This is a genomic window from Gelidibacter maritimus (assembly GCF_014062315.1).
GTDB classification, from domain to species: domain Bacteria; phylum Bacteroidota; class Bacteroidia; order Flavobacteriales; family Flavobacteriaceae; genus Gelidibacter; species Gelidibacter maritimus.
The window spans coordinates 98,540-119,193 of the sequence record NZ_JACGLT010000009.1 but is presented as its reverse complement, the minus strand read 5'-3'; the positions used below and the strand labels follow the sequence as shown (position 1 = coordinate 119,193).

Sequence of the window (20,654 nt, the reverse complement as noted above, 5' to 3'; positions counted from 1 at the left end):
TATGAGGAACAAAAGAGACAATCTAAAACGCGTTATCGTCGATTTTAAAAAATTGACACCAGAAATCCTCTCTTTGTTGGTTGAAAAGTATCCTGATGGTTATGATGATGATAATATCATAACTTTCAAAAATGCCAACAATGAAATAGTAGAAGCTGTGGAAGTTACAACAAGTGACACAAAGTACTTGGTTAAAGTCAGTACCAAGCTTCAGTTGACCATGGAGAACTATGATGAAGATGATTATGAAGAGTTTGAAGAGGATGATCCAGATGCAGTGCAAGATCCGGCTTTGGGTGAGGATGATCCTGATATGGAATTGGAGGATATTGACGATGACCTAGATTAGTGCTGATTAAAATACAATACTATGGTCTATTTATATAGATCTTGATACTATATTGACTTAAAAGTTGCTCATTACGAGCAACTTTTTTTTGTAGAGGCTATAAGAGATGGGAAAAAAAGACAAATAGAACCTAATGATGTGTCTAAAAATAACGTAACTTTAACCTAAGTGCATTAATAATAGGTTGAAAACAAAGAGCTTATGGCAACATTATTTCATCTCGCCTTACCTTGTGTAAGCATCAGCAAAACCCGACAGTTTTATAATGATGTTCTTGGAGCTGACATTGGTCGCTCTGCTGTAAAATGGGCAGACATCAATTTGTTTGGACATCAAATGACCTTTACCGAATGTGGACCGTTTAAATTTGACTCTAACAGTTATAATTTTAATGGCGATATTTTACCGTCTTTCCATTTTGGTGTGATATTGAAAAAGGAAGACTGGAACACTGTTCTGGAGCGTTTGAAATCTAAAAACGTATCCATTGTCTCACAAGTAAAGTTTTTGGAAAACAAAACAGGAGAGCATCAGTCGTTCTTTGTCAAAGATCCAAACGACTTTACAGTTGAATTTAAATGTTTTGATGAATTATCAGATATCTTCAATGTTTAATAAATAAATGTCTATAGACTTGATTCTTAATTGGACTTCAGGTGTAAACCTTTGCAAGACCAGGTGGAAAAGTATGTGCTTGATGTGCCAAATTTCCATAAAACGAACAATTGCTATACAACATTGAAAATATTAGCAAATTGTAATTTTTAAAGGCCATTTCGGTATGATGCCTTTTGGTATAGTCCGTGCCGCCTTTTCCTTTAGATACTTCCGTTTTCTACTTCAGAATCTTAAAGGGACCTACAAAGTTAAAACCAATTGTAACAAAGGACGAGGTTGGCTTTGATGAGAGGCTGGAGGATTTGACTCTAACCCATCTCAAGATTTTAGAGCCCTAACGTCATTCTGTAATAAAGACTGGCTTTGAGTGGTCTCTTTTTATGAAAACTTCCCATATAAAAGTAGCATATACAACCACGTACTGAAGTCCGATGATCCATAAATTTTCTGTGTTCTGGGTATTGGCATAGGCCAAATAGCTTAAAATAATCATGAATGACCACACCAAGGGGAATTTATAGTTGGTGAATACGGATAAGATGACAAGTGTTGCCAAATACCAAGGATGGACCGTTGTGGACATAAAATAATAAGCGCTTAATGCAAAAAGCATACTGATTATAAGTTGTTTGATATTCGTGTTTTTCCTGATAAACGTCAAAGCCAAAACAGTTAAAATAGTCAGTATCGGGATGAATTTACCAATAATGGCAATCTCGTTGTAACCAGTCAATTTATAGCCTATCTCGCGCGCAACATAATAAAGACTTGCATTAAATTCGAAATTGCTGAACCAAAGTCCAACGGTTTCTGAATAATTATTTATGAAATTAGATGAATAAAAAGGGGCGAACAAAATCAAGGTGGTGATGCCAACAATACCATAAAAGCCTATGAGTTTTGCGAAACTGAGTTCGGTCTCAGCTGGTTTTATACCAGGTTGATCTGAAATGTTGACAGTGGTATTATTTTTTATAAAAAACTGAAAAAAGAGTGGCAGGAAAAGTAAGGGTATTAATTTTACCGATACGGATAGCGCAAAGACGATTGCTGCAGTTTTCCACTTGCCCAAATGCAAAAGGTATAAGCTTAAGATGAGAAAGAAAATCATGATTCCTTCAAAATGCAAATTGCCCGTCAACTCGATGATGATAAATGGGTTGAGAATATACCAGAAAATGTTGCGCACAGGTGCATTAAGACGTTCCAACAACTTTTTTCCAATATAGAGTGTTCCAATGTCGGCAGCAATGATAAATATTCTAAAAACCAACACAGAGCCCAAGATACTGTTTCCTGAGAAGAGCGCAGCCATCATAAAAATGAATTGTTTTACTGGTGGATAGTTGGTAAAGTGGCTGGCATTGAGTGTGCCCATACCTTGATAGAGTGCTTGGGCTTGAGCCACTGGAAACTCACCAATACTGATAAACGATTCAGGTGTATAAAGATAAGGATTGAACCCTTCAATAATCATGCGTCCATCCCATATAAACCGATAGAAATCTTGCGAGAGATTTGGGGTTGCCATTAGAAAAACGACCCTCAAAAGAATGGCAAAAATTACCAAAAGCCTAAAGTTTTCTGAGTGTTTTTTTATTAACCGAAAGAATAAAACAAACAGAAGAGTGTATAATACGATTAGTTTGGTGTGTTCTGTTCTCACCAAATTATAGGCAAAAATGGTGTAAAGAATAGCACTTATAAGTACTAAAAGAATGGGCGATCTATTTAATCTTAGAACTGATGGATTGAACATTAAACGCTATAAAAAGTCCGACTTCAACACGTAAAATCTGGATTTGGTTGTCGTTGCAAGATAAGTTGTTTATTTTGATGTCTTATAAAAAGACCTGACAGGTTTTTAAAACCTGTCAGGTCTGAGAACTAAGCTTATAATTTTTTGACCGGCGAATTTGCGTTAGCGATAGAAACGGCATCCTTTTTACGCCAGTGTCTGACCGAAGGGAAGCCACTGGCGCAAAAAGATATAGTGGATAGCGCGACCTGAGGCGCGGCCTTGTTTTGTTGGTTATGTGGATTGTGGTTTGGCCGAAAGGAAACGCCCAAATAAAAAATACGTTATACTTTTGAGGTCAATGATTGGAAGAACACATAGCCAAATCCGACAAAAAGCATCAGGTGGAATGGGAAGAGACCAAAATCGCCTCCTTGATCGCCAACAGCAAAGGCAAGGTAAAGACCAAATCCGAAGTAGAGCATGAGGGCCCCTTCAAAAATGACGTTCATGGATACTTTTTTACGTAGATATTTATTGCCTTTCCAACTGTCTTTTAGAGAACTAATATTGAATTTTGGTGTTCGGATAAATTCACTTCGCTTTCCAATATGCCCTTCAATAACGGCAATTGAGTTATGGAGTGAAAAGCCCATGGCAATAGAGAAGAACGTAAAAAATAAGAAAACGTAACTAAAAAAGTTTTTAAACCCTGCACCATAAATTTCTCGGTACATCATCCAATAGCAGACAAAAAAGATGATGGTGCTCATTACGAAAAAGCTCATAAAATAAAAATAGAATCTTAAATGTGCATATTCGTTTTTAATATAAAGCATAGGGATGCTTAAAATAGCCACCAAAAAAACATTTAAAAACATGGTGCTATTTAATAGGTGCAGCAGGCCGTGGAGTTTGGTTTTTGGTGAAATGTTCTTAGAGGTCAAGACACGCCACATCATTTTTCTGAAATTCTCAGCCCCACCTTTGTTCCAACGGAATTGCTGTGAACGTGCGGCGCTAATGACCACAGGCAATTCGGCAGGCGTTTCAACATCTTCCAAATATTTGAATTTCCAGTTTTTAAGTTGTGCTCTATAGCTTAAATCCAGATCTTCGGTTAGAGTATCGCCTTCCCAGTTCCCGGCATCCAGGATGCAAGCTTTGCGCCATACGCCAGCGGTACCGTTGAAATTGATAAAATGACCCTTACTGTTACGGCCAACTTGCTCTAAGGTGAAATGTGCATCTAAAGCAAAAGCTTGAATTTTGGTGAGAATGGAATAGTTTCTGTTGATATGGCCCCAACGGGTTTGTACCACGCCAATCTCTTCATCCTTAAAATATGGAATGGTTTGTTTTAGCCAATTTGGTTTTGGTAGAAAATCAGCGTCAAAAATGGCAATATATTCGCCCTTAGCTATTTTTAAACCTTCTTTTAACGCACCTGCCTTAAAGCCACTGCGATCGACCCGTCGGATATGCTGAATATCCAATCCCGTCTTTTTAAGTTGTTCTATATGCTGGGCGGTGGTTATAACGGTTTCATCGGTAGAATCGTCAAGAACCTGAATTTCCAATTTGTCCTTGGGATAATCCATTAAGGCAATATTGTCCAATAGCCGCTCCATAACGTACATTTCGTTATAAACTGGTAGCTGAATAGTGACAAATGGCACTTCATCAGGATTGGATAAATCAAAAATTTCTGAGGAATCCTTAGCTTTTCTAGCAGACAAATAGTTGAATAGCAGATTGAGTTGTGCTAATGCATATAATAAAATAAGGAGGAGGGCAATGGTGTAAACAACTATGATTAAGGTTTCTAGAATCATTTCTTAAAACTGTATTTAAAAATCCAACCTAGGATTTTTACGCCCGCAAAGATAGTACCTTTTATGGTTCCTGATACTTTCGAAACACCAATTCTTTTTTTATATTTTACAGGAACTTCAATATAGGTTAAATTTTGTTTTAAAGCCTTTAATTGCATTTCAATGGTCCAACCATAGGTTTTGTCCTGCATTTTCAAATCCAATAGTTTTTGATATTTTATCGCTCGAAATGGTCCGAGATCGGTGAATTTGGCGCCAAATAAAATACGCATTAAAAAAGTGGCCAGCCAATTTCCAAAGTGCTGTTGTGGCGTCATGGACCCTTTTTCCTGTAAGCGCTTGACTCTTGAGCCTATGACGAAATCGATATCATTGTCAAGTATTGGCGCGATAATCTGGGTGAGTTCCTCTGGATAATCACTATAATCGCCGTCCATAAAAACGATGATTTCTGGTTTTTTTGATAGAGTAGATACATAATCCATTCCTTTTAAACAGGCATAACCGTAGCCCATTTGAGGCTGGTACAGTACGGTGGCTCCTGCATTCTGGGCAACTTCAGCGGTTTTGTCAGTGGAATTGTTGTTGACCACGATAACTTCGTCAACTATGGAAGGAATGTCATTAATGACGAGGGCGATGGAGTCCGCTTCGTTATAAGCGGGAATGATGACTTTGATATTGGGCATTTGATATTTTAAAGTTGGGGCAAAAGTAAGAATAGTTTATTGAAATAAGTTATACAGAGCAATGCGGAGTTTTGCACAATGGGACACAGAGATTTTATACGGATATACTAAGGATTGTTAATATGCTTAGCAATTGAACCCAGAACACTGCCTGGCTGTCCGTAGCTTTTGTGAAGAGGGAGTACTGGGACTGACGACTGAAAACTGACCACTATCTCTGATTCACCAGATCCATCAAATCCACATCATTACCCAATAAAATATCATTACTGTTGATTCGTCCCTTTAAAGAATCATTCTCTAATTTTAAAACCCCTCTTGGACAAACTGCAGCACATATTCCGCAACCTACACAGCTGCTTCGTACAATATTTTCACCTTTTTGGGCGTATGCTCGTACGTCGATACCCATTTCGCAATAGGTGGAGCAATTGCCACAAGAAATACATTGTCCTCCGTTGGTCGTAATTCTAAATCTTGAAAACAAGCGCTGTTGAAAGCCTAAGATAGCGGCCATTGGACAACCGAATCGACACCACACCCGATTTCCAAAAATAGGATAAAAGCCTACGCCAATCACCCCTGAAAATATCGCACCGATTAAAAATCCGTAGGAGGATTGTAGCGTATAAGATTTTACTAAAAAGACATCTTTGGTACTGCTAAAATAATGCATACCAATGAGTACCATGATGATTACAAAATAACCAATGGCACCGTATTGCGCATCCTTTGCCAGTTCTTTACGCTTAAAAATCATGACCAAGGCAAACACGATAGTTAATATGCCGGCTACGCTTAGGAGAAAAACATCTTTTGTTAGCCAATACTTACTGGAATCATGACCTAAATAGGAATAGATCACTGCGGTAGTCATCAGCGTAACAAAAACTACGACACTATGCACCACCCAACGTTCAATTTTCCAAGCCACTTGAGTTTTGTCGCTCAGGTGTCTGAAAGGATCTCCAGCAGTTTCCGCGAGTCCGCCACACCCACAAACCCATGAGCAGTACCAACGTTTTCCGTATTTATAGGTCAAAATTGGCGTAATGACAAATATGGATAAAATCCCAAAAATCAATAATGCTAATCCGATATCTCCAGCCTCAATCATGGAATCCACACGGTATTTGTCAAAATTATAATAGTTAAGTGGCCAGATATTTTTTAAATCATAATAAGGAAGACTGAAAGAATCAGAATTGAGCCGCGCCATAAACTCGGGTATCAAAAAAGCAAATGCCAGTTGAAAGAACATGACAGAAACCGTCCTTAACAGCTGATGTTTGTTGTGACGGTATTTCAGCATGAATTTATAGCCGAAAACTAATATTGCTACTGTATAGAGTGTACCATAAACAAACCATTGGCTGGCTGGTCCGCCATTTAATAATTGGCTGAGAGGGTCGAACAATGCAACGAGTCCGCTATTCGCTTCACCCTTGGCTGCCAACCCGAGCCATTCGGCTTTAAAATAGAGGACGATATAAAACAGTGTAAGTACAATGCCCAAAATCCAACCCCAAAAACCTCGTGATGCAATGGATTTGAACCAAACACCATCATTTTTAATTCCTGCTTGTTTTGTGAGATAGGCGTTGTTGGAAAATATGATGGTTCCCACGGTAATCATTCCCAACGATAAGGATAGAAACAGGGTTTTATTGGGGAAATCGACATTGAAAAATGCCAATATCATAATGAAAAGGCCTATAACGCCAATGGCGACTCCCAATTTTTGCGTTTTGGAAAGTGCCTGCGAGTCGGGTTTGGCAAGAGACATGCTCGGATTTAATTTGTTGCTCATGATTGATTTCTTATTGGTTAGACCTAAAACCTGACAGGTCTTAATATTAGTAGGATTAAGCCATCCTAAATGATTCAGAATAACGCTCTAAAATCTCTGGTTCAAAAGTTTTATAGAATTCAGGATCAAAATTGGCTTCCTGCAAATGTGCCATCACATAATCGGCAGAACGCTTTTCAGTCAGCCATCGGTCAAAAACCTCATGCTTCATTCGTATGCCGAAGGTGTTGATGCCTAAAAACTGATTGGTAGCGTTCTCATATTCTATGGTAATGCATTTGGTATCATCTTCATATTTCCAATGAAAATGTGCATTTCCTTCTTTTGGTTTTGGAAACACCCAACCATAAGTTTGATATTCGATATCAAAAAACTTAGCGGAATTGAACCAATGACCGGGCTTGTATTTCATCTTATTGCCACAAATGGTTTGGGCAACGGTTTCGCCCATCATTCTACCGGTGTACCAAAGTGGTTCAATGGCTTTTCTATGGCCAATTGGCTCCCGTTGTTGGGCGCAATCGCCAATGGCATAGACGTTTTCTATATTGGTTTCCAAAAATTGATTCACCAAAACACCTTGGTCAGTTTCTATATTGGTTTGTTTGACCATATCAATATTTGGAGAGACACCTGGCGTCAAACCCACTAAGTTACAGTGAACGACTTCATCGGTTTCTTCAATGACGACAGCTTTTACACGTCCATTGTCATCCGATTGAATTTCTTTTAAATTGGATTTTAATCTCAGATCAATGCCGTGGCTTGCTATATGTCGGCTAATCATCGAAGCGTCACCACTAGGCAAAACATTATCCCAAAAATGATCTTCTCGAGCCAAAAAAGTCACGGGGATTTTCCGGGTGTGCAGCATTTCGGCCAGTTCAACACCAATCAATCCACCACCGACAATCACAGCACGTTTACAAATCTCATTGTTGGGAGCGAGTGTTTCCAGCAAATCCACATCCTGTTTACTGTACAGACCTAAAACGCCTTCCAAATCCTGACCTTTCCAGCCAAATTTGTTGGATTTGCTCCCCGTGGAAATGATGAGTTTATCATACTGAAGCGTATCGCCATTTTTAAAATACAAGGTGCTGCTTTTTGTCTCAATGTTTTTAACAAAACCGAATTTTAGGTCGATCCTGTTTTTTTTCCAAAACCAATCCTCATAAGGCTTAGTGTGTTCGTATTTCATGTGCCCCATATAAATATACATAAGCGCGGTACGCGAAAAAAAATATTCGGTCTCAGCCGAAATTATGGTGATTTTATGGTTGGAAAGCTTTCGAATATGTCGTGCCGCAGTAACCCCAGAAATACCATTTCCGATGATAACAATATGTTCCATTGTTGAGCCTTTAAAAGTTGTTTGTCGTTGGTTTTTGGAAAAACTTAATATTTTAATTTCAGTTTGTTTAAATTTAGGAATAAATAAATGGTATGGGAATGATTTTTCGTATTTTATGTTTTGTATCCCTTTGTTTTATGCTCTCTTGTAGCGCGACCGTTGAAAGACAAGAAAAAATTAATGGTGTGAGTTATGTAGCGTCAAGAGATAGCATTGGTCAACATCATATTGAACCTGTGGTTAATCTCGGTGCGAATTATGCAGCCATTATGCCCTTTGATTTTGTCAAGGACTTGGCTCATCCGGAAATCAGTTTTAATACCGGTAGACAATGGTTTGGTGAAACCGAAGAAGGCGTTAAACAATACATCAACCTCCTGCATAACAGTGATATTCAGGTGATGTTAAAACCCCAGATTTGGGTCTGGCGTGGCGAGTTTACGGGATTTATAAAAATGACGCATGAAGCCGATTGGAAGCTTTTGGAAAACTCGTATTCCGATTTCATCCTTGCCTATGCAAAAGTGGCCCAGGAAGCCAATGTCGATATCTTCTGCATTGGCACAGAATTGGAAAATTTTATTGATGAAAGGCCTTCCTATTGGAAGGAACTGATTATTGAGGTGAAGAAAATATATAAGGGGAAATTGACTTATGCTGCCAATTGGAATGAATATGAGCGAACCCCATTTTGGGATGATCTTGATTTTATTGGAATCGACGCCTATTTCCCAGTAGACGCCAAACAATCGCCAACCATATCAGGCGCAAAAAAAGGCTGGCAAGTCCATAAAGCAGCAATAAAAAATTATGCGATGAAACACAAGAAACAAATTTTATTTACCGAATTTGGGTATCGAAGTATTGATTTTGCAGGACGGGCACCATGGACGGTTGATCGGGTGGAGAAACAGGTTAATTTGGAAGCCCAGGCCATTTTGACTCAAGCATTGCTTGAAGAGTTTTGGCATGAGAACTGGTTTGCTGGCGGTTTTGTATGGAAGTGGTTTCATAAGCATAACGCCGTTGGTGGGAAGGACGACAACCGATTTACACCCCAGAACAAGCCTGCTGAAGAGGTCATTCGGACATTTTATAAAAAATATAGTTTATGAGAACATTGGTAATTGGAGATATTCACGGCGGATTGAAAGGTTTAAAGCAGCTTTTGGAACGGGCAATGGTTAAAGAAAACGACCGATTGGTGTTTTTGGGCGATTATGTGGATGGTTGGAGCGAATCGGCGCAGGTCATTGAGTATTTAATGGTATTATCTCAATTGAAAGCATGTGTTTTTATCAAAGGAAACCATGATGCCTGGTGTGAAAAATGGCTGAGAACTGATAAGCCAGATAAAGTTTGGTTAGAGCACGGTGGGCGAGGTGCCATAGAAAGTTATAAAGGTTTCTCCAAGGATGAAAAAAAGGCACATCTGAAGTTTTTTGAGCAGATGAAACTGTATTATGTGGATGATCAGAACCGATTGTTCGTCCACGGCGGATTTACCTCGAGAAAAGGAGTTGAGAATGAAAATTTAGAAAGTAATTTTTATTTTGACCGTACGCTTTGGGAAAGGGCATTGCATTTGGATCAGGACATTGATGAAAACTCCGAGTTGTTTCCGAAACGCCTACGACGTTATAAAGAAATTTACATTGGACATACACCAACTATTTACTTCGATTCTGAACAACCATTACACGCCATTAATGTTTGGAACGTGGACACTGGTGCCGCATTTTATGGCAAATTGTCGGCAATGGATATCGATTCAAAAGCGGTTTTTCAAAGTGATGCGCTAATGGAATTATACCCTAATGAAAAAGGCCGTAATCAACGTTCATTAAATCAGATTTTAGGAGCATAGGAGATTTAACTAAGATGCTTTTTGTAATAGGTAAGTAATTTATTTGGGATTGCACCCAGCCACTTCTTGAGATAAATGGTCCAAAAGTGTTATTGGTTTAAAACCTTTATAATCAGCAAGGCCTTCCTTGTTGACATGTTTTTTCAGCAATTTATCCCAGTCGCAATAACCTACTTTATTTGTTGTATTGGTTGTTGAAGAGATTAATTTATCGCCTACCACCTTAATTGGTTGACCTTGGCTGCCAGTACCTGCGGCCACAGTCAAATTGTAACTGCCCAAAGTGAAAACTACCACTGTAAGAAATGTAAATTTAGCCAGTCGTTTCATGATGTTCTTTAAATATACATTATTGGTACCAGAAAAATCATATCTAAGTTTTAATTGGATACATAGTCTGTCTGACAAATGTTTTTGGAAAGTCCTCTTCGTCATCAAAACCAAGTCCAATGTCCCTGCCGTCATGTGGAATGTGATGGGTGTTAAAGAGATAATCCCAAATGCTTAAGGTCAGTCCATAGCTGAAAACTTTTCTGTGAATTAGAAATTATTTTAGACTTAAATCTCCATTAATCTTAAAATTCAAAACCGTAATATTGAAAGATGACAAGGGTTTGGGAGAGTAAAAAACTCCAAAATAAGCGAGAAATTAAAGGTCTCGTAAGTCTATTCCTTTTTACTTCCTGATTTTATCGGATACATAGTCTGTCTGACAAATGTTTTTGGAAAATCATCTTCATCGTCAAATCCAAGTTCAATATCCCTTCCGTCATGCGGCACATGATGTGTGTTAAAGATATAATCCCAAACACTTAAAGTCAATCCATAGTTTACACCGTGTTTTTTATGTTCAGGCAATTCTTTGACGTGATGCCATATATGCATCTTTGGATTATTGAAAATGTATTTCAATGGACCGTAATTCCAACCTAAGTTCGCATGATTTAAATGGCCAATGGCAATGGAGAAAAAGTAAACGATGGAAACATCCTGCACATTAAAGCCGCCAATAATGGCAATGGGTATATACAATATCGAATTATAGACTACAGGCTCCATCCAATGGTAGCGCAAATGAGCGGCAAACCCCATTTCTTTAACGCTGTGGTGCACTTTGTGGAAATTCCATAACCATGGTACCCGATGTAGTAAGATATGTGTGTTCCATTGCACAAAATCGATGATCAAAAAGAAGATCAGCAGGCCTAACCATTTTGGTAATTCACTAACACTAAAAACCTGTAAACTATCAATATGCCAACCAAAGAGCCCAAGTATATCATTAAAAAACTCTGCGGCCGTATTTGACAGTGCGATAAGGACAATCAAATTCAGCAAGAAGAAATTGAAGAACATATAAAAAGTGTCCAGCCAAAAATCCTTTCGGAAAATGGATTGGTCCTTTCGCCAAGGGAACAGGATTTCCAACAGCCAAACGATTAGGGAAATTCCAATTAATCCGTAAAAGTAATTGTCCCAATGGTAAACATGGGTTAACTCATATTTGAGGTAGTTCCAATACCCAGAATAGGATTTTAAAATAATATCAATGTATTTTTCCATACTAGTTCCTGCGAAAGCAGGAATTTCCTTTTTTAAACGTTAAAATCGCCTTTCGTTTGAAAGATAAATTCCATATAACTTGTATTGTAGTCGTATTTTTAATAATTGCTTACGCATATTTCCTTTGTTCAAAATATGAATGTCATTTACTGTTTATATAGCGCTTTCTGCTCTAAGTAAATCTCTGAATCTTCATTTGAAAAAATCATTGATGGCAAAGCCTTCAGGCTACACCCAAATTTTAACAATATTTAGTTGGGATACCTTTCAGGTTTTTGAAACCTGAAAGGTCTTAATTCTATTCTATATATAATTTTTCAACTTCTTTATTCATTAAGAGCTTTCTTTACTTATGAATATATTCAAAGTTTTCGAGATTGTCGAACCAAGAAATCACCTCTTCTCTTTTAAGCTTGGTAGCTGAATTTGATAAAAATGAATTGTAAGAAGAATATGGATATTGTGAGAAATTATCACTCATACTATGATGCTCAGGATTCAGATGAATATATAAAACAAGTGATCTTAAATAATCCTCTTTATTTATTTTGATTCTTTTAAATGGTTTTTGAAATATACTTCCAGTTCGATGATATTTCAAATTCATGGCTTTGGTATAAGCGTTAAATAAATATGAAAACTGCTGTGAAGGGTTTGATAAATTGTCATTAATTCTCAATAACAAATGGAAATGATTAGGGAGAAGACAATAACAAAATATACTACAATTTGGTTCAATATGTTTTTTAAGAAGTTTCAGAAAGTACAAATAGTTAGCATGTTCAAAAAAAATGTTTTCTCGATTATTTCCTCTATTATAAATGTGATAGTAATGACTCTCTTCAATTCTCTCCATTACAAAAGCTCTAATTAAACAAGACCTTTCAGGTTTTGAAAACCTGAAAGGTAAACCTGAAAATACTTTACAAACTCTTAATCGATTCCCTAATCAATAAAATCATATCCGGTTCTGTAAATTCCTGCGCAGGCAGGAATCTCATAATTCAAACGTTAAAAACATCTTTCTTCTGAAAAGGTAAATCTCACATGGTTAGTATTATAGTAGTATTTTTAATAACTGCTTACACATATTCCCTTTTCCAAAAAATATGAATTCTGTTTTTCAATTTTACGGAGTTTACGAAATGCTGTTTGAATTCAGTCGATAAACCTTTCAGGTTTTTGAAACCTGAAAGGTCTCTGCCTCAGATGCTTTACAAATTTTTAATTAACTCTCGAAACAATACAATCATATCTGGTTCCGCAAATTCCTGCGCAGGCAGGAATCTCTTATTTCAAACGATTAAAACGACTTTCTTCTAAAAGTCAAATTTCACATGGTTAGTATTATAGTAGTATTTTTAATAACTGCTTACACATATTCCCTTTTCCAAAAAATATGAATTCTGTTTTTCAATTTTACGGAGTTTACGAAATGCTGTTTGAATTCAGCCGATAAACCTTTCAGGTTTTTGAAACCTGAAAGGTCTCTGCCTCAGATGCTTTACAAATTTTTAATTAACACTCGAAACAATACAATCATATCTGGTTCCGCAAATTCCTGCGCAGGCAGGAATCTCATAGTTCAAACGTTAAAAACACCTTTCTTCTGAAAAGGTAAATCTCACATGGTTAGTATTATAGCCGTATTTTTAATAATTACTTACACATATTCCCTTTCCCAAAAATATGAATTCTGTTTTTCGCTTTTACGGAGTTTGCGAAATGCTGTTTGCATTCAGCCGATAAACCTTTCAGGTTTTTGAAACCTGAAAGGTCTCTGTCTCAGATGTTTTTACAAATTCTTAATCAACTCTCGAAATAATACAATCATATCCGGTTCTGCTTTTTCCGCCATGGCAATAATTTCCGATATATCTACTGGTTTTAGATTATTTGGGTCGCATTCGTCCGTTAAAACCGATACCGCTGCCACTTTTAACTTCAAATGATTGGCCACTATAATCTCAGGAACTGTACTCATTCCAACCGCATCAGCACCAATAATTTTCAGCATGCGATATTCTGCTCTCGTTTCCAATTGAGGTCCGACCACGCTTGCATACACACCTTTGTGAAGCGTGATGTTGTGGTTTTTAGCAATTTGTTCAAATTTAGAATTGATTTCCGCATCATAAGGCGCACTCATATCCGTAAAGCGCTCGCCCATTTGTTCTACACCTTTAAAGGCCAAAGGTGAGCTGCCCTGTAGATTGATATGGTCGTCAATGAGCATCAATTCTCCTTTTTTGAAATCGAGATTGATCGCTCCGGATGCATTGGATACCAAAAGCGTATGAATGCCCAATTTTTCCATAATGCGAACAGGGTAGGTCACATCTTGCAATGAATAACCCTCATAGATATGAAAACGTCCTTGCATGATGATGGCTTTTTTTCCTTCTATAATCCCGTAAATCAGTTTACCTTTATGAAATTCGACCGTTGCCGTCGGGAAGTTCGGTATATGGTTATAACTGACTTCGTGAATGATTTCAACGGCATCGATTAATTGACCCAAGCCTGTGCCAAGGATGATACCGATTTCTGGATTATCGAAACCTTTTTTTTGTAAGTATTCTGTGGTTTCGTTGATGAATTTTATCATTTTTTTATGTGAAATTTTTTTAGTTGTTCATAATCTCTCATGTCCTCAAAGGTATCGATATCATTCAATTCTTTCAACAAATAGACCGAGCAATTTTGGAGGTCCTGCAAAGTGGAATTTAAGATTGAAGAAGTGCCCCAAGCTTTATTTTGAAACACTTTGGGATACAGATTTTTCATTCCCAAGAGATAATATCCACCGTCTAAAGCTGGTCCAATGACCACATCGTCAAATTCGAGTTGTGAAAAGGCATTGTTCACGAGTTCTACGTCCAAGTCTAAAAGATCACTTCCGATAATAGCGACCTTTTCGTAGCCCATTTCAAATAATTCTACAAAAGCATTTTGCATCCGTTGGCCTAAATCGTTACCTTTTTGGAGCTTTTTTCGGAATGTGCCAACATCCCAAAGGTCGTCCTTTATGATGTTTTCAGAATAGAAAACGTAATGATCTGCTTTAACCTCTTTTGCAATTGAAGCGGTATGATTTAAAAGAAATTTATAGACTTCCAAAGCATTTTCATCTCCAATCGTTTGTGCCAATCGCGTTTTGCATTTACCCAATTCAGGATTACGGGTGAAAATGATCAGTGCCTTTTTGGAGGTAGGAAAATGGAACTCGGTGGCCATTTCATTAGCGCCGTCAGTATGTTTGGATGAAAGTATACCCATTCGTGAAAGTTCAAAGTTTAGTATTCAAAGTTCGGGAAAAACTATTGGATTGTGAAGTTATTTAAATAGGAGCTGAGTTCCGCTAACTCAAAAGAGAATTGCCTGCTCGTCCGCCTGCCAGTCGGAAGCTTCTGCGAAGGTTGGTAGCATTTGCGATGGCGGGAAACTCGAAGCTTAATGAAAAACCTGATTATTATTAGCTTTTTGAAGGTGCGAACTTGTGCGCAATAGCGCAAGGAAATTAAACTTCAACTTCAATTTCGACTTCATCTAAGTCACCACATCTCTCAAACCTCAATTTCGACTTCAATTTCAACTTCAATTTCATCTAAGTCACACTCCCCTGACAACTACTTCCTGCGCCAGCTGTGCAGCCGTAACAATGTTGGGAAATCATAATCGTTCTTCCTTCCAAAAGTTCTTCGTTATAGTCTGAAATATGTTTGACTTTGCTGTTTACTGGCAGATTCAGCATCTGATTGAAATCGCAATCATACAAATAACCATCCCATGAAACAGAGAGCGTATTGGTACACATCACATTGTCAACGGTCTGCGGATTGTAAGCTTCTACCAAAGCGTACATATAATCTTCGTAGTTTTCAGAGGCAATCAAATAATCCAAAAATCGGCTGATAGGTAAATTTGTAATGGTGAATAAATTGTGAAAACGGATGCCAAAATCGTCGATCAAAGCTTTTTTGAAATCTTTTTCCATACTGACTTGGTTTCCTGGTAAAAATGCGCCCGACGGATTATACACTAAATCTAATCGCAGATTGCTGTCCGGCATGCCATAACCCACCGCATTGAGCTCTTGTAATGCTTTTATGGATTTGTCAAAAACACCACTCCCTCGTTGTTTGTCCGTTTTTCCTTTGGTCCAATGAGGCATGGAAGAAATAACATGAACGTTGTGTTTTTTGAAAAATTCAGGTAAGTCGTAGTATTTTTTATTGGCCCTAATAATCGTCAGATTTGAACGCACAATAAAATCCTTAACGCCAACTTTAGAAGCTTCTTCTACAAACCATCTGAAATCGGGATTCATTTCAGGAGCGCCTCCGGTCAAATCTAAAGTATGTGCTCCCGTATTTTTTATGACTTCGAGACATTGTCGCATGGTCTCTCTGGTCATGATTTCCTTTCGATCTGGACCAGCATCAACGTGGCAATGTTCGCAAACTTGATTACACATATACCCAACATTGATTTGTAGGATCTCAAGCTTTTTGGCTCTTAATGGAAATTGTCCCGTCTCGGCAATCTTATCCTTGAATTTTGGTAAATCTCCATTTTGAAAAATTCCATTGGATAAGATTTCGAGCTGTCTTTTACTGTTTGCTAATTCACTATTTCTTTTCTGTAGGGATTTGATCATTTTTAAGTTTACAATTTAAGGTTTAAAGTTCCAGGTTCAGAATTCAAAATCAACAGTTCAAGGTTTTAGGTTCAACCCCTCGGTTAGACCCAAAACTTTTAAATCTCTATCTTCCTACTTCGTACTTTTTTAAGATCCTGATAAAAATCGGGAGTGGTTCTCTGCTCACATTTCTAATTTATTGACTTTATTCATCATCTGCACCCCGTGCACCAAGGTTGCGCCACTTTTAATGGCGGCTCCAACATGCAAAGCTTCCATCATTTCTTCTTTTGTGATGCCGCGCTGCAAACCATCTTGGGTGTAGGCATCAATACAATAAGGACATTGTTCGGTATGGGCAACCGCTAAAGCAATCAATGATTTTTCACGAGCGGAAAGTTTCCCTTCCTCGAAAACCTTGGCGTAATAATCAAAAAACTTGTTGCCAAGTTCTTCACTCCATTCTGTGATTTTTCCGAATTTTTTTAAATCTGCTGGGTCGTAATAGGTTTTTTGCATGGGTTGGATTGTTAGTTGAACTTATAAAAAGGGTAAATTATATAAATTTAATGCCGTTTGTTGTCGATCTGATTTTAAGGGACAGTTAGACGATACTCTAAGTCAAAGTTGGAATTATAGATGTGAGTCGAACCACTTGGCTTAGAATTACATCCTCTACCGATTAAATTTTAAAAATCTGATCTGAGACAATCAATAGACAGTCTTGTCGTCTTTGGTGCGCCATTTTTGAAACGGTTCCAAGGCGATATCACGTGCCAATTGTTCAAAAGGAATACTGCGTTTATCATGGGGCAATTCAATTTCCTTATAGATAAAGGCATCATCAAAATTGATGTCTGCCGCATCTTCTTGACTACATCCATAGAACACTTTATCAGGTCTGGCCCAGTAAATAGCACCTAAGCACATTGGGCACGGTTCACAGGAGGTGTAGATTTCACAACCTTCCAATTGAAATGAATTGAGATTTTTGCAAGCATCGCGGATGGCTATAATCTCGGCATGTGCGGTAGGATCATTATGGGAGGTGACTTTATTATTGCCACGACCTATGATTTTTCCGTCTTTTACGATGACACAGCCAAACGGACCGCCTTCGTTATTGTTCATGCCTTTGAGTGCTGCGTTAACCGCTTCGAGCATGAATTTATTTTTGTTTTCTGTCTTCATTTATTAAATTATTAATCTACAAAAGTCTCCTTGATAATGGCTTTGCACTTGGTGATTTCAATTGAGGTCAACGTTTCAAAGGTTTTGATGATTCTAATTTTATCAATAGTTCTGATTTGGTCAATGGCAATCATTCCTTTTTTTCCATTGTGTTTTACCGAAACTCTTGTGGGGTATTTTTTTAAACTTGTGGTCATTGGAGCAATAACGATGGTATTCAAATAGGTATTCATTTCATTAGGTGAAATAATAACACAAGGTCTGGTTTTCTGAATTTCGCTCCCAAGTGTTGGATTTAAATTGACCAAAACAATCCGATATTGATTTAGTTCCATTCTTCAAGATTTTCGTCCTCAAAAACATCGTCGATCAACAGCTTGTCGCCACCTTGAACATTCATTTTTTTAAATGCTTTCTCCCATCCCTTTCGTGGCTCCTTAATAGGTCTTAAGATTATTTGGTCATCCTCAAGGATCAATTGAACTTTGTCCTGAATATTGTATTTTTCCAAAATGGTCTTGCTCAAGCGAAGTCCTTTTGAATTTCCGATTTTTATGATTGCTGCTTCCATATTTTTAAAATGTAGTTACAAAGTTATTACATATTAAGTCGTAAAACAATACTTATGGAAGATATTAAAACGGATACCCAATTGCAAAGTTCAGGATGGGGTTGCTAACATCAAAATTAAAACGCTCCCCTTTTTTAAGTGAGGGATCATGAAAAGGGGCCGCCAAATCAAATCGGATGACAAAACTTTGGATGTCGACACGAAGTCCAACACCAGCGCCCATGCCCAGTTCATTGATAAAGTTTTTAGTGAACTTATCCTTCCCTCCAAAGGTTGGATTTTCTTTGGAATTCCAAATATTTCCGGCATCGGCAAAAACGGCTCCTTTTAAAAACGAAACAATTGGAAAACGATATTCAACATTGGCCTCCAAAATAATATTTCCTGTCTTGTCAAAAAAGTTTTCGCTGGTATTGTTAGGGTCTTCTTCTGGGTTATAAGTCCCAGGCCCTAAAGAGCGAATTCTAAAAGCCCGGATGCTATAAGGCCCACCGGCATAATACTGTTTTACAAAGGGGATGATATCAGAGTTGCCATAAGCCATTCCGTAGCCACCAAAAACACGGGCTGCAATAGTTTGTTCCTTGCCAAAATTAAAGTGATAGCGCAAATCGAGATCTGCTTTGGCATATTGCGCATATTCCATCCCAAGGAACGTTTTAGGAGCGTCAGGACCTTGGTCTTTTCCGAAAAGACTGATGGAGTTCCCGGCCACGTCCAACATAAAGTTTAAAAATTTTTGATGCGTTTTTTGTTGGTCAACCATCTCATTATAGGTAAACGAATAAGTGAGCCCTGAAATAAATTGCTGTTCAAAACTACGTTTCAGGAAGGGGTTGTCATCCAAAATTAGCTCAAACTCTGGAGTGGTTTTCATCAGGTCAGTATAACTCACAGAAATCGGATTGATTTGGTGGGTCACGTACCTATTAGCATCCCATACGTAGCCAAATAATGCGGTGCCAGAAATTAGGGTGTATAACTTTCTGCGATCTTGAAAATCGAGACTCAACGAGGTTTTGGTCTTTGGAATGGAATATTCAAAGAAGTCATCATTTATTTTTATTGGAAAAATAACTCGCGGAAAAATTAATTCGTTCTTCAAACCAAGTTCAAAACTGCTGTCTCCTGATTGTTTTCCGCCACCAATTTGAGCTTCATAACCTACCTTTAAGGTGGTATTATAAGTTTCTCCACCGCCAAAAACGTTTCTGTTGCTATAAGTCAGTGCAAGTGCAGGACCAGTAAAACTGTTCGATTTATTGACAACTTGTAACTCTGCTGAAAAGGCACGTTTGTTTAGTGGTGATAAGTAGATATTGGCTTCCAAAAGACCTAAATCGTCCGTCGCCAAGGTGTCCACCTCTTTATACTGTATGTTAACATATTTGTAGGCCCCAATAGTGGAGAGACGTCTTGCGGTGTTACGAGAGGTTTCCGGATTGTAAAATTGCCCTTCTTCCAAAGTAATAAATGGATCTAAATATTTTGGTTTAAAAAACATGTCCTCTTCTAGATAATTCTTGTCTTTGTAACGAATAATTTCTGAAGGAATAGAATCGGTAGTGTTATAGTCTGCGTAAACATTGATTTTTGAAATTTTATAGGGAACTATCGATTTCGAGGGTACTGCTTTTTTTAATTTGAGGAATAAATCAAAGCTTTTGTTGTCATAGCGATTCGTATCGGCTTCAAAAATCAGAAAGCTTTCATTGAAATTGTAATAGCCTCTTTCTTTAAGATTGGAATCAATACGGAGACGTTCCAGTTTCATCTTATTCAAATCAAAGCGCATGCCTTTACTTAACGGAGACTCTTTGACCAAAGAATCTATTTCCTTATAGATAGGAGCAGGTAAGGAGTCCAACTGATAAGTTTCCATTCGGTAAGGTCTCGGGACATCAACGGTGTATAAAGCAGATGCTTTTTTCTCGGATTCTTCAAATTCCGAAGATGCCCTACTATAGAAAAAACCTCTATTCTCAAGGCGATTAAGGAGTAAGTCTTGGACTTCAAAAGTTTCCACATCCGATTGATAGACCGGTTTTTCCCCTAATTTTTTATACAACCAGCGGTTGATGAACCCTGGTTTGCCATTTTGGTTTTTGTAATGGTAATAAAGTCCGAGATACATGCCCAGAAATTTTGAGTTCGGTTCTGGAAGCAACACAGACTCAAGTTCCTTTCTTAATCCAGCCTCATTTTTTATGATAGAATCCGAAACGATGTTAAGTTCGGCGCCCGTGTACAAGCGTTCGTCTTCAGGAATGTGCTTGGCAATACTGCAGGAATAAAGACCTCCGAATATGAAGAGAAGAAAAATGAGGTATTTAAAATATAATTTCAAGATGTACTTTATTTATAGGTTTTTCAGTTCTTGATATCCAAATTTATGTTGAACATCTATTTTATTTTCTGAACTGACAA

19 protein-coding genes are annotated in these 20,654 nt (G+C 37.7%); 4 read left to right on the top strand and 15 right to left on the bottom strand.

Features of this window, described 5'->3' with window-relative positions; genetic code table 11:
• Position 1 precedes the first annotated feature (1 nt).
• A complete protein-coding gene (locus H3Z82_RS12335; RefSeq protein ID WP_182205815.1) occupies positions 2-349 on the top strand; it encodes a hypothetical protein in 348 nt (115 codons plus the stop codon).
• Positions 350-550: 201 nt separating this feature from the next.
• Entirely contained in the window at positions 551-964 is a 414-nt protein-coding gene (locus H3Z82_RS12330) for a VOC family protein (protein ID WP_182205814.1), read from the top strand.
• A 343-nt stretch (positions 965-1,307) separates the two neighbouring features.
• On the opposite strand, the gene H3Z82_RS12325 is transcribed toward H3Z82_RS12330, so the two are convergent.
• The 5 genes from H3Z82_RS12325 to H3Z82_RS12305 form a co-directional block, all read right to left on the bottom strand.
• Positions 1,308-2,726 (bottom strand): mannosyltransferase, encoded by a 1,419-nt coding sequence (locus H3Z82_RS12325; RefSeq protein WP_182205813.1) that lies wholly within the window; start codon positions 2,724-2,726, stop codon positions 1,308-1,310.
• A 323-nt stretch (positions 2,727-3,049) separates the two neighbouring features.
• Positions 3,050-4,540, bottom strand: coding sequence for a cellulose synthase family protein (locus H3Z82_RS12320; protein ID WP_182205812.1), 1,491 nt, complete (start codon positions 4,538-4,540; stop codon positions 3,050-3,052).
• Positions 4,537-5,229 (bottom strand): glycosyltransferase family 2 protein, encoded by a 693-nt coding sequence (locus H3Z82_RS12315; RefSeq protein ID WP_182205811.1) that lies wholly within the window; start codon positions 5,227-5,229, stop codon positions 4,537-4,539. Before H3Z82_RS12315 ends, H3Z82_RS12320 begins: the two co-directional genes overlap by 4 nt.
• A 211-nt stretch (positions 5,230-5,440) precedes the next feature.
• Positions 5,441-7,039, bottom strand: coding sequence for a 4Fe-4S binding protein (locus H3Z82_RS12310; protein WP_182205810.1), 1,599 nt, complete (start codon positions 7,037-7,039; stop codon positions 5,441-5,443).
• 55 nt (positions 7,040-7,094) lie between these two features.
• On the bottom strand, positions 7,095-8,393 hold the full coding sequence (locus H3Z82_RS12305) for an NAD(P)/FAD-dependent oxidoreductase (RefSeq protein ID WP_182205809.1): 1,299 nt from the start codon (positions 8,391-8,393) through the stop codon (positions 7,095-7,097).
• A gap of 92 nt (positions 8,394-8,485) precedes the next feature.
• On the opposite strand from H3Z82_RS12305, the gene H3Z82_RS12300 reads away from it, so the two are divergent.
• Entirely contained in the window at positions 8,486-9,508 is a 1,023-nt protein-coding gene (locus tag H3Z82_RS12300) for a glycoside hydrolase family 113 (protein WP_394368112.1), read from the top strand.
• Positions 9,505-10,260 carry a metallophosphoesterase family protein gene (locus H3Z82_RS12295; RefSeq protein ID WP_182205808.1) on the top strand — a complete coding sequence of 252 codons (756 nt, stop codon included), beginning with the start codon at positions 9,505-9,507 and terminating at the stop codon, positions 10,258-10,260. Before H3Z82_RS12300 ends, H3Z82_RS12295 begins: the two co-directional genes overlap by 4 nt.
• A gap of 39 nt (positions 10,261-10,299) precedes the next feature.
• Here H3Z82_RS12295 and H3Z82_RS12290 read toward each other — a convergent pair whose 3' ends face one another.
• The 10 genes from H3Z82_RS12290 to tamL form a co-directional block, all read right to left on the bottom strand.
• Complete coding sequence (locus tag H3Z82_RS12290; RefSeq protein ID WP_182205807.1) at positions 10,300-10,668, bottom strand: hypothetical protein; 369 nt, start codon at positions 10,666-10,668, stop codon at positions 10,300-10,302.
• A 258-nt stretch (positions 10,669-10,926) separates the two neighbouring features.
• Positions 10,927-11,823 (bottom strand): sterol desaturase family protein, encoded by an 897-nt coding sequence (locus H3Z82_RS12285; protein WP_182205806.1) that lies wholly within the window; start codon positions 11,821-11,823, stop codon positions 10,927-10,929.
• A 1,795-nt stretch (positions 11,824-13,618) separates the two neighbouring features.
• Positions 13,619-14,431: a purine-nucleoside phosphorylase gene (locus H3Z82_RS12275; protein WP_182205804.1), complete on the bottom strand. Its 813-nt coding sequence runs from the start codon at positions 14,429-14,431 to the stop codon at positions 13,619-13,621.
• Entirely contained in the window at positions 14,428-15,102 is a 675-nt protein-coding gene (locus H3Z82_RS12270; RefSeq protein WP_182205803.1) for a TIGR04282 family arsenosugar biosynthesis glycosyltransferase, read from the bottom strand. Before H3Z82_RS12270 ends, H3Z82_RS12275 begins: the two co-directional genes overlap by 4 nt.
• A gap of 328 nt (positions 15,103-15,430) precedes the next feature.
• On the bottom strand, positions 15,431-16,483 hold the full coding sequence (gene arsS / locus H3Z82_RS12265; RefSeq protein ID WP_182205802.1) for an arsenosugar biosynthesis radical SAM (seleno)protein ArsS: 1,053 nt from the start codon (positions 16,481-16,483) through the stop codon (positions 15,431-15,433).
• A gap of 165 nt (positions 16,484-16,648) precedes the next feature.
• On the bottom strand, positions 16,649-16,984 hold the full coding sequence (locus H3Z82_RS12260; protein WP_182205801.1) for an arsenosugar biosynthesis-associated peroxidase-like protein: 336 nt from the start codon (positions 16,982-16,984) through the stop codon (positions 16,649-16,651).
• Between the two features lie 192 nt (positions 16,985-17,176).
• A complete protein-coding gene (locus H3Z82_RS12255) occupies positions 17,177-17,656 on the bottom strand; it encodes a nucleoside deaminase (RefSeq protein WP_182205800.1) in 480 nt (159 codons plus the stop codon).
• Positions 17,657-17,667: 11 nt separating this feature from the next.
• The gene (locus tag H3Z82_RS12250; protein ID WP_182205799.1) at positions 17,668-17,991 is read right to left on the bottom strand and encodes a type II toxin-antitoxin system PemK/MazF family toxin; all 324 of its coding nucleotides are present in this window, start codon (positions 17,989-17,991) and stop codon (positions 17,668-17,670) included.
• Positions 17,982-18,227 (bottom strand): AbrB/MazE/SpoVT family DNA-binding domain-containing protein, encoded by a 246-nt coding sequence (locus tag H3Z82_RS12245; protein ID WP_182205798.1) that lies wholly within the window; start codon positions 18,225-18,227, stop codon positions 17,982-17,984. Before H3Z82_RS12245 ends, H3Z82_RS12250 begins: the two co-directional genes overlap by 10 nt.
• Positions 18,228-18,291: 64 nt before the next feature.
• On the bottom strand, positions 18,292-20,574 hold the full coding sequence (tamL, locus tag H3Z82_RS12240; protein ID WP_220459188.1) for a translocation and assembly module lipoprotein TamL: 2,283 nt from the start codon (positions 20,572-20,574) through the stop codon (positions 18,292-18,294).
• Positions 20,575-20,654 lie beyond the last annotated feature (80 nt).

Coding starts and splice junctions, on each gene's coding strand:
- H3Z82_RS12295 (WP_182205808.1), top strand. CDS start 9,505: ATGAGAACATTGGTAATTGGAGATATTCACGGCGGATTGAAAGGTTTA.
- H3Z82_RS12315 (WP_182205811.1), bottom strand. CDS start 5,229: ATGCCCAATATCAAAGTCATCATTCCCGCTTATAACGAAGCGGACTCC.
- H3Z82_RS12300 (WP_394368112.1), top strand. CDS start 8,486: ATGGGAATGATTTTTCGTATTTTATGTTTTGTATCCCTTTGTTTTATG.
- H3Z82_RS12255 (WP_182205800.1), bottom strand. CDS start 17,656: ATGAAGACAGAAAACAAAAATAAATTCATGCTCGAAGCGGTTAACGCA.
- H3Z82_RS12270 (WP_182205803.1), bottom strand. CDS start 15,102: ATGGGTATACTTTCATCCAAACATACTGACGGCGCTAATGAAATGGCC.
- H3Z82_RS12320 (WP_182205812.1), bottom strand. CDS start 4,540: ATGATTCTAGAAACCTTAATCATAGTTGTTTACACCATTGCCCTCCTC.
- H3Z82_RS12275 (WP_182205804.1), bottom strand. CDS start 14,431: ATGATAAAATTCATCAACGAAACCACAGAATACTTACAAAAAAAAGGT.
- arsS (WP_182205802.1), bottom strand. CDS start 16,483: ATGATCAAATCCCTACAGAAAAGAAATAGTGAATTAGCAAACAGTAAA.
- H3Z82_RS12260 (WP_182205801.1), bottom strand. CDS start 16,984: ATGCAAAAAACCTATTACGACCCAGCAGATTTAAAAAAATTCGGAAAA.
- H3Z82_RS12335 (WP_182205815.1), top strand. CDS start 2: ATGAGGAACAAAAGAGACAATCTAAAACGCGTTATCGTCGATTTTAAA.
- H3Z82_RS12330 (WP_182205814.1), top strand. CDS start 551: ATGGCAACATTATTTCATCTCGCCTTACCTTGTGTAAGCATCAGCAAA.
- H3Z82_RS12245 (WP_182205798.1), bottom strand. CDS start 18,227: ATGGAAGCAGCAATCATAAAAATCGGAAATTCAAAAGGACTTCGCTTG.
- H3Z82_RS12250 (WP_182205799.1), bottom strand. CDS start 17,991: ATGGAACTAAATCAATATCGGATTGTTTTGGTCAATTTAAATCCAACA.
- H3Z82_RS12285 (WP_182205806.1), bottom strand. CDS start 11,823: ATGGAAAAATACATTGATATTATTTTAAAATCCTATTCTGGGTATTGG.
- H3Z82_RS12325 (WP_182205813.1), bottom strand. CDS start 2,726: ATGTTCAATCCATCAGTTCTAAGATTAAATAGATCGCCCATTCTTTTA.
- H3Z82_RS12305 (WP_182205809.1), bottom strand. CDS start 8,393: ATGGAACATATTGTTATCATCGGAAATGGTATTTCTGGGGTTACTGCG.
- H3Z82_RS12310 (WP_182205810.1), bottom strand. CDS start 7,039: ATGAGCAACAAATTAAATCCGAGCATGTCTCTTGCCAAACCCGACTCG.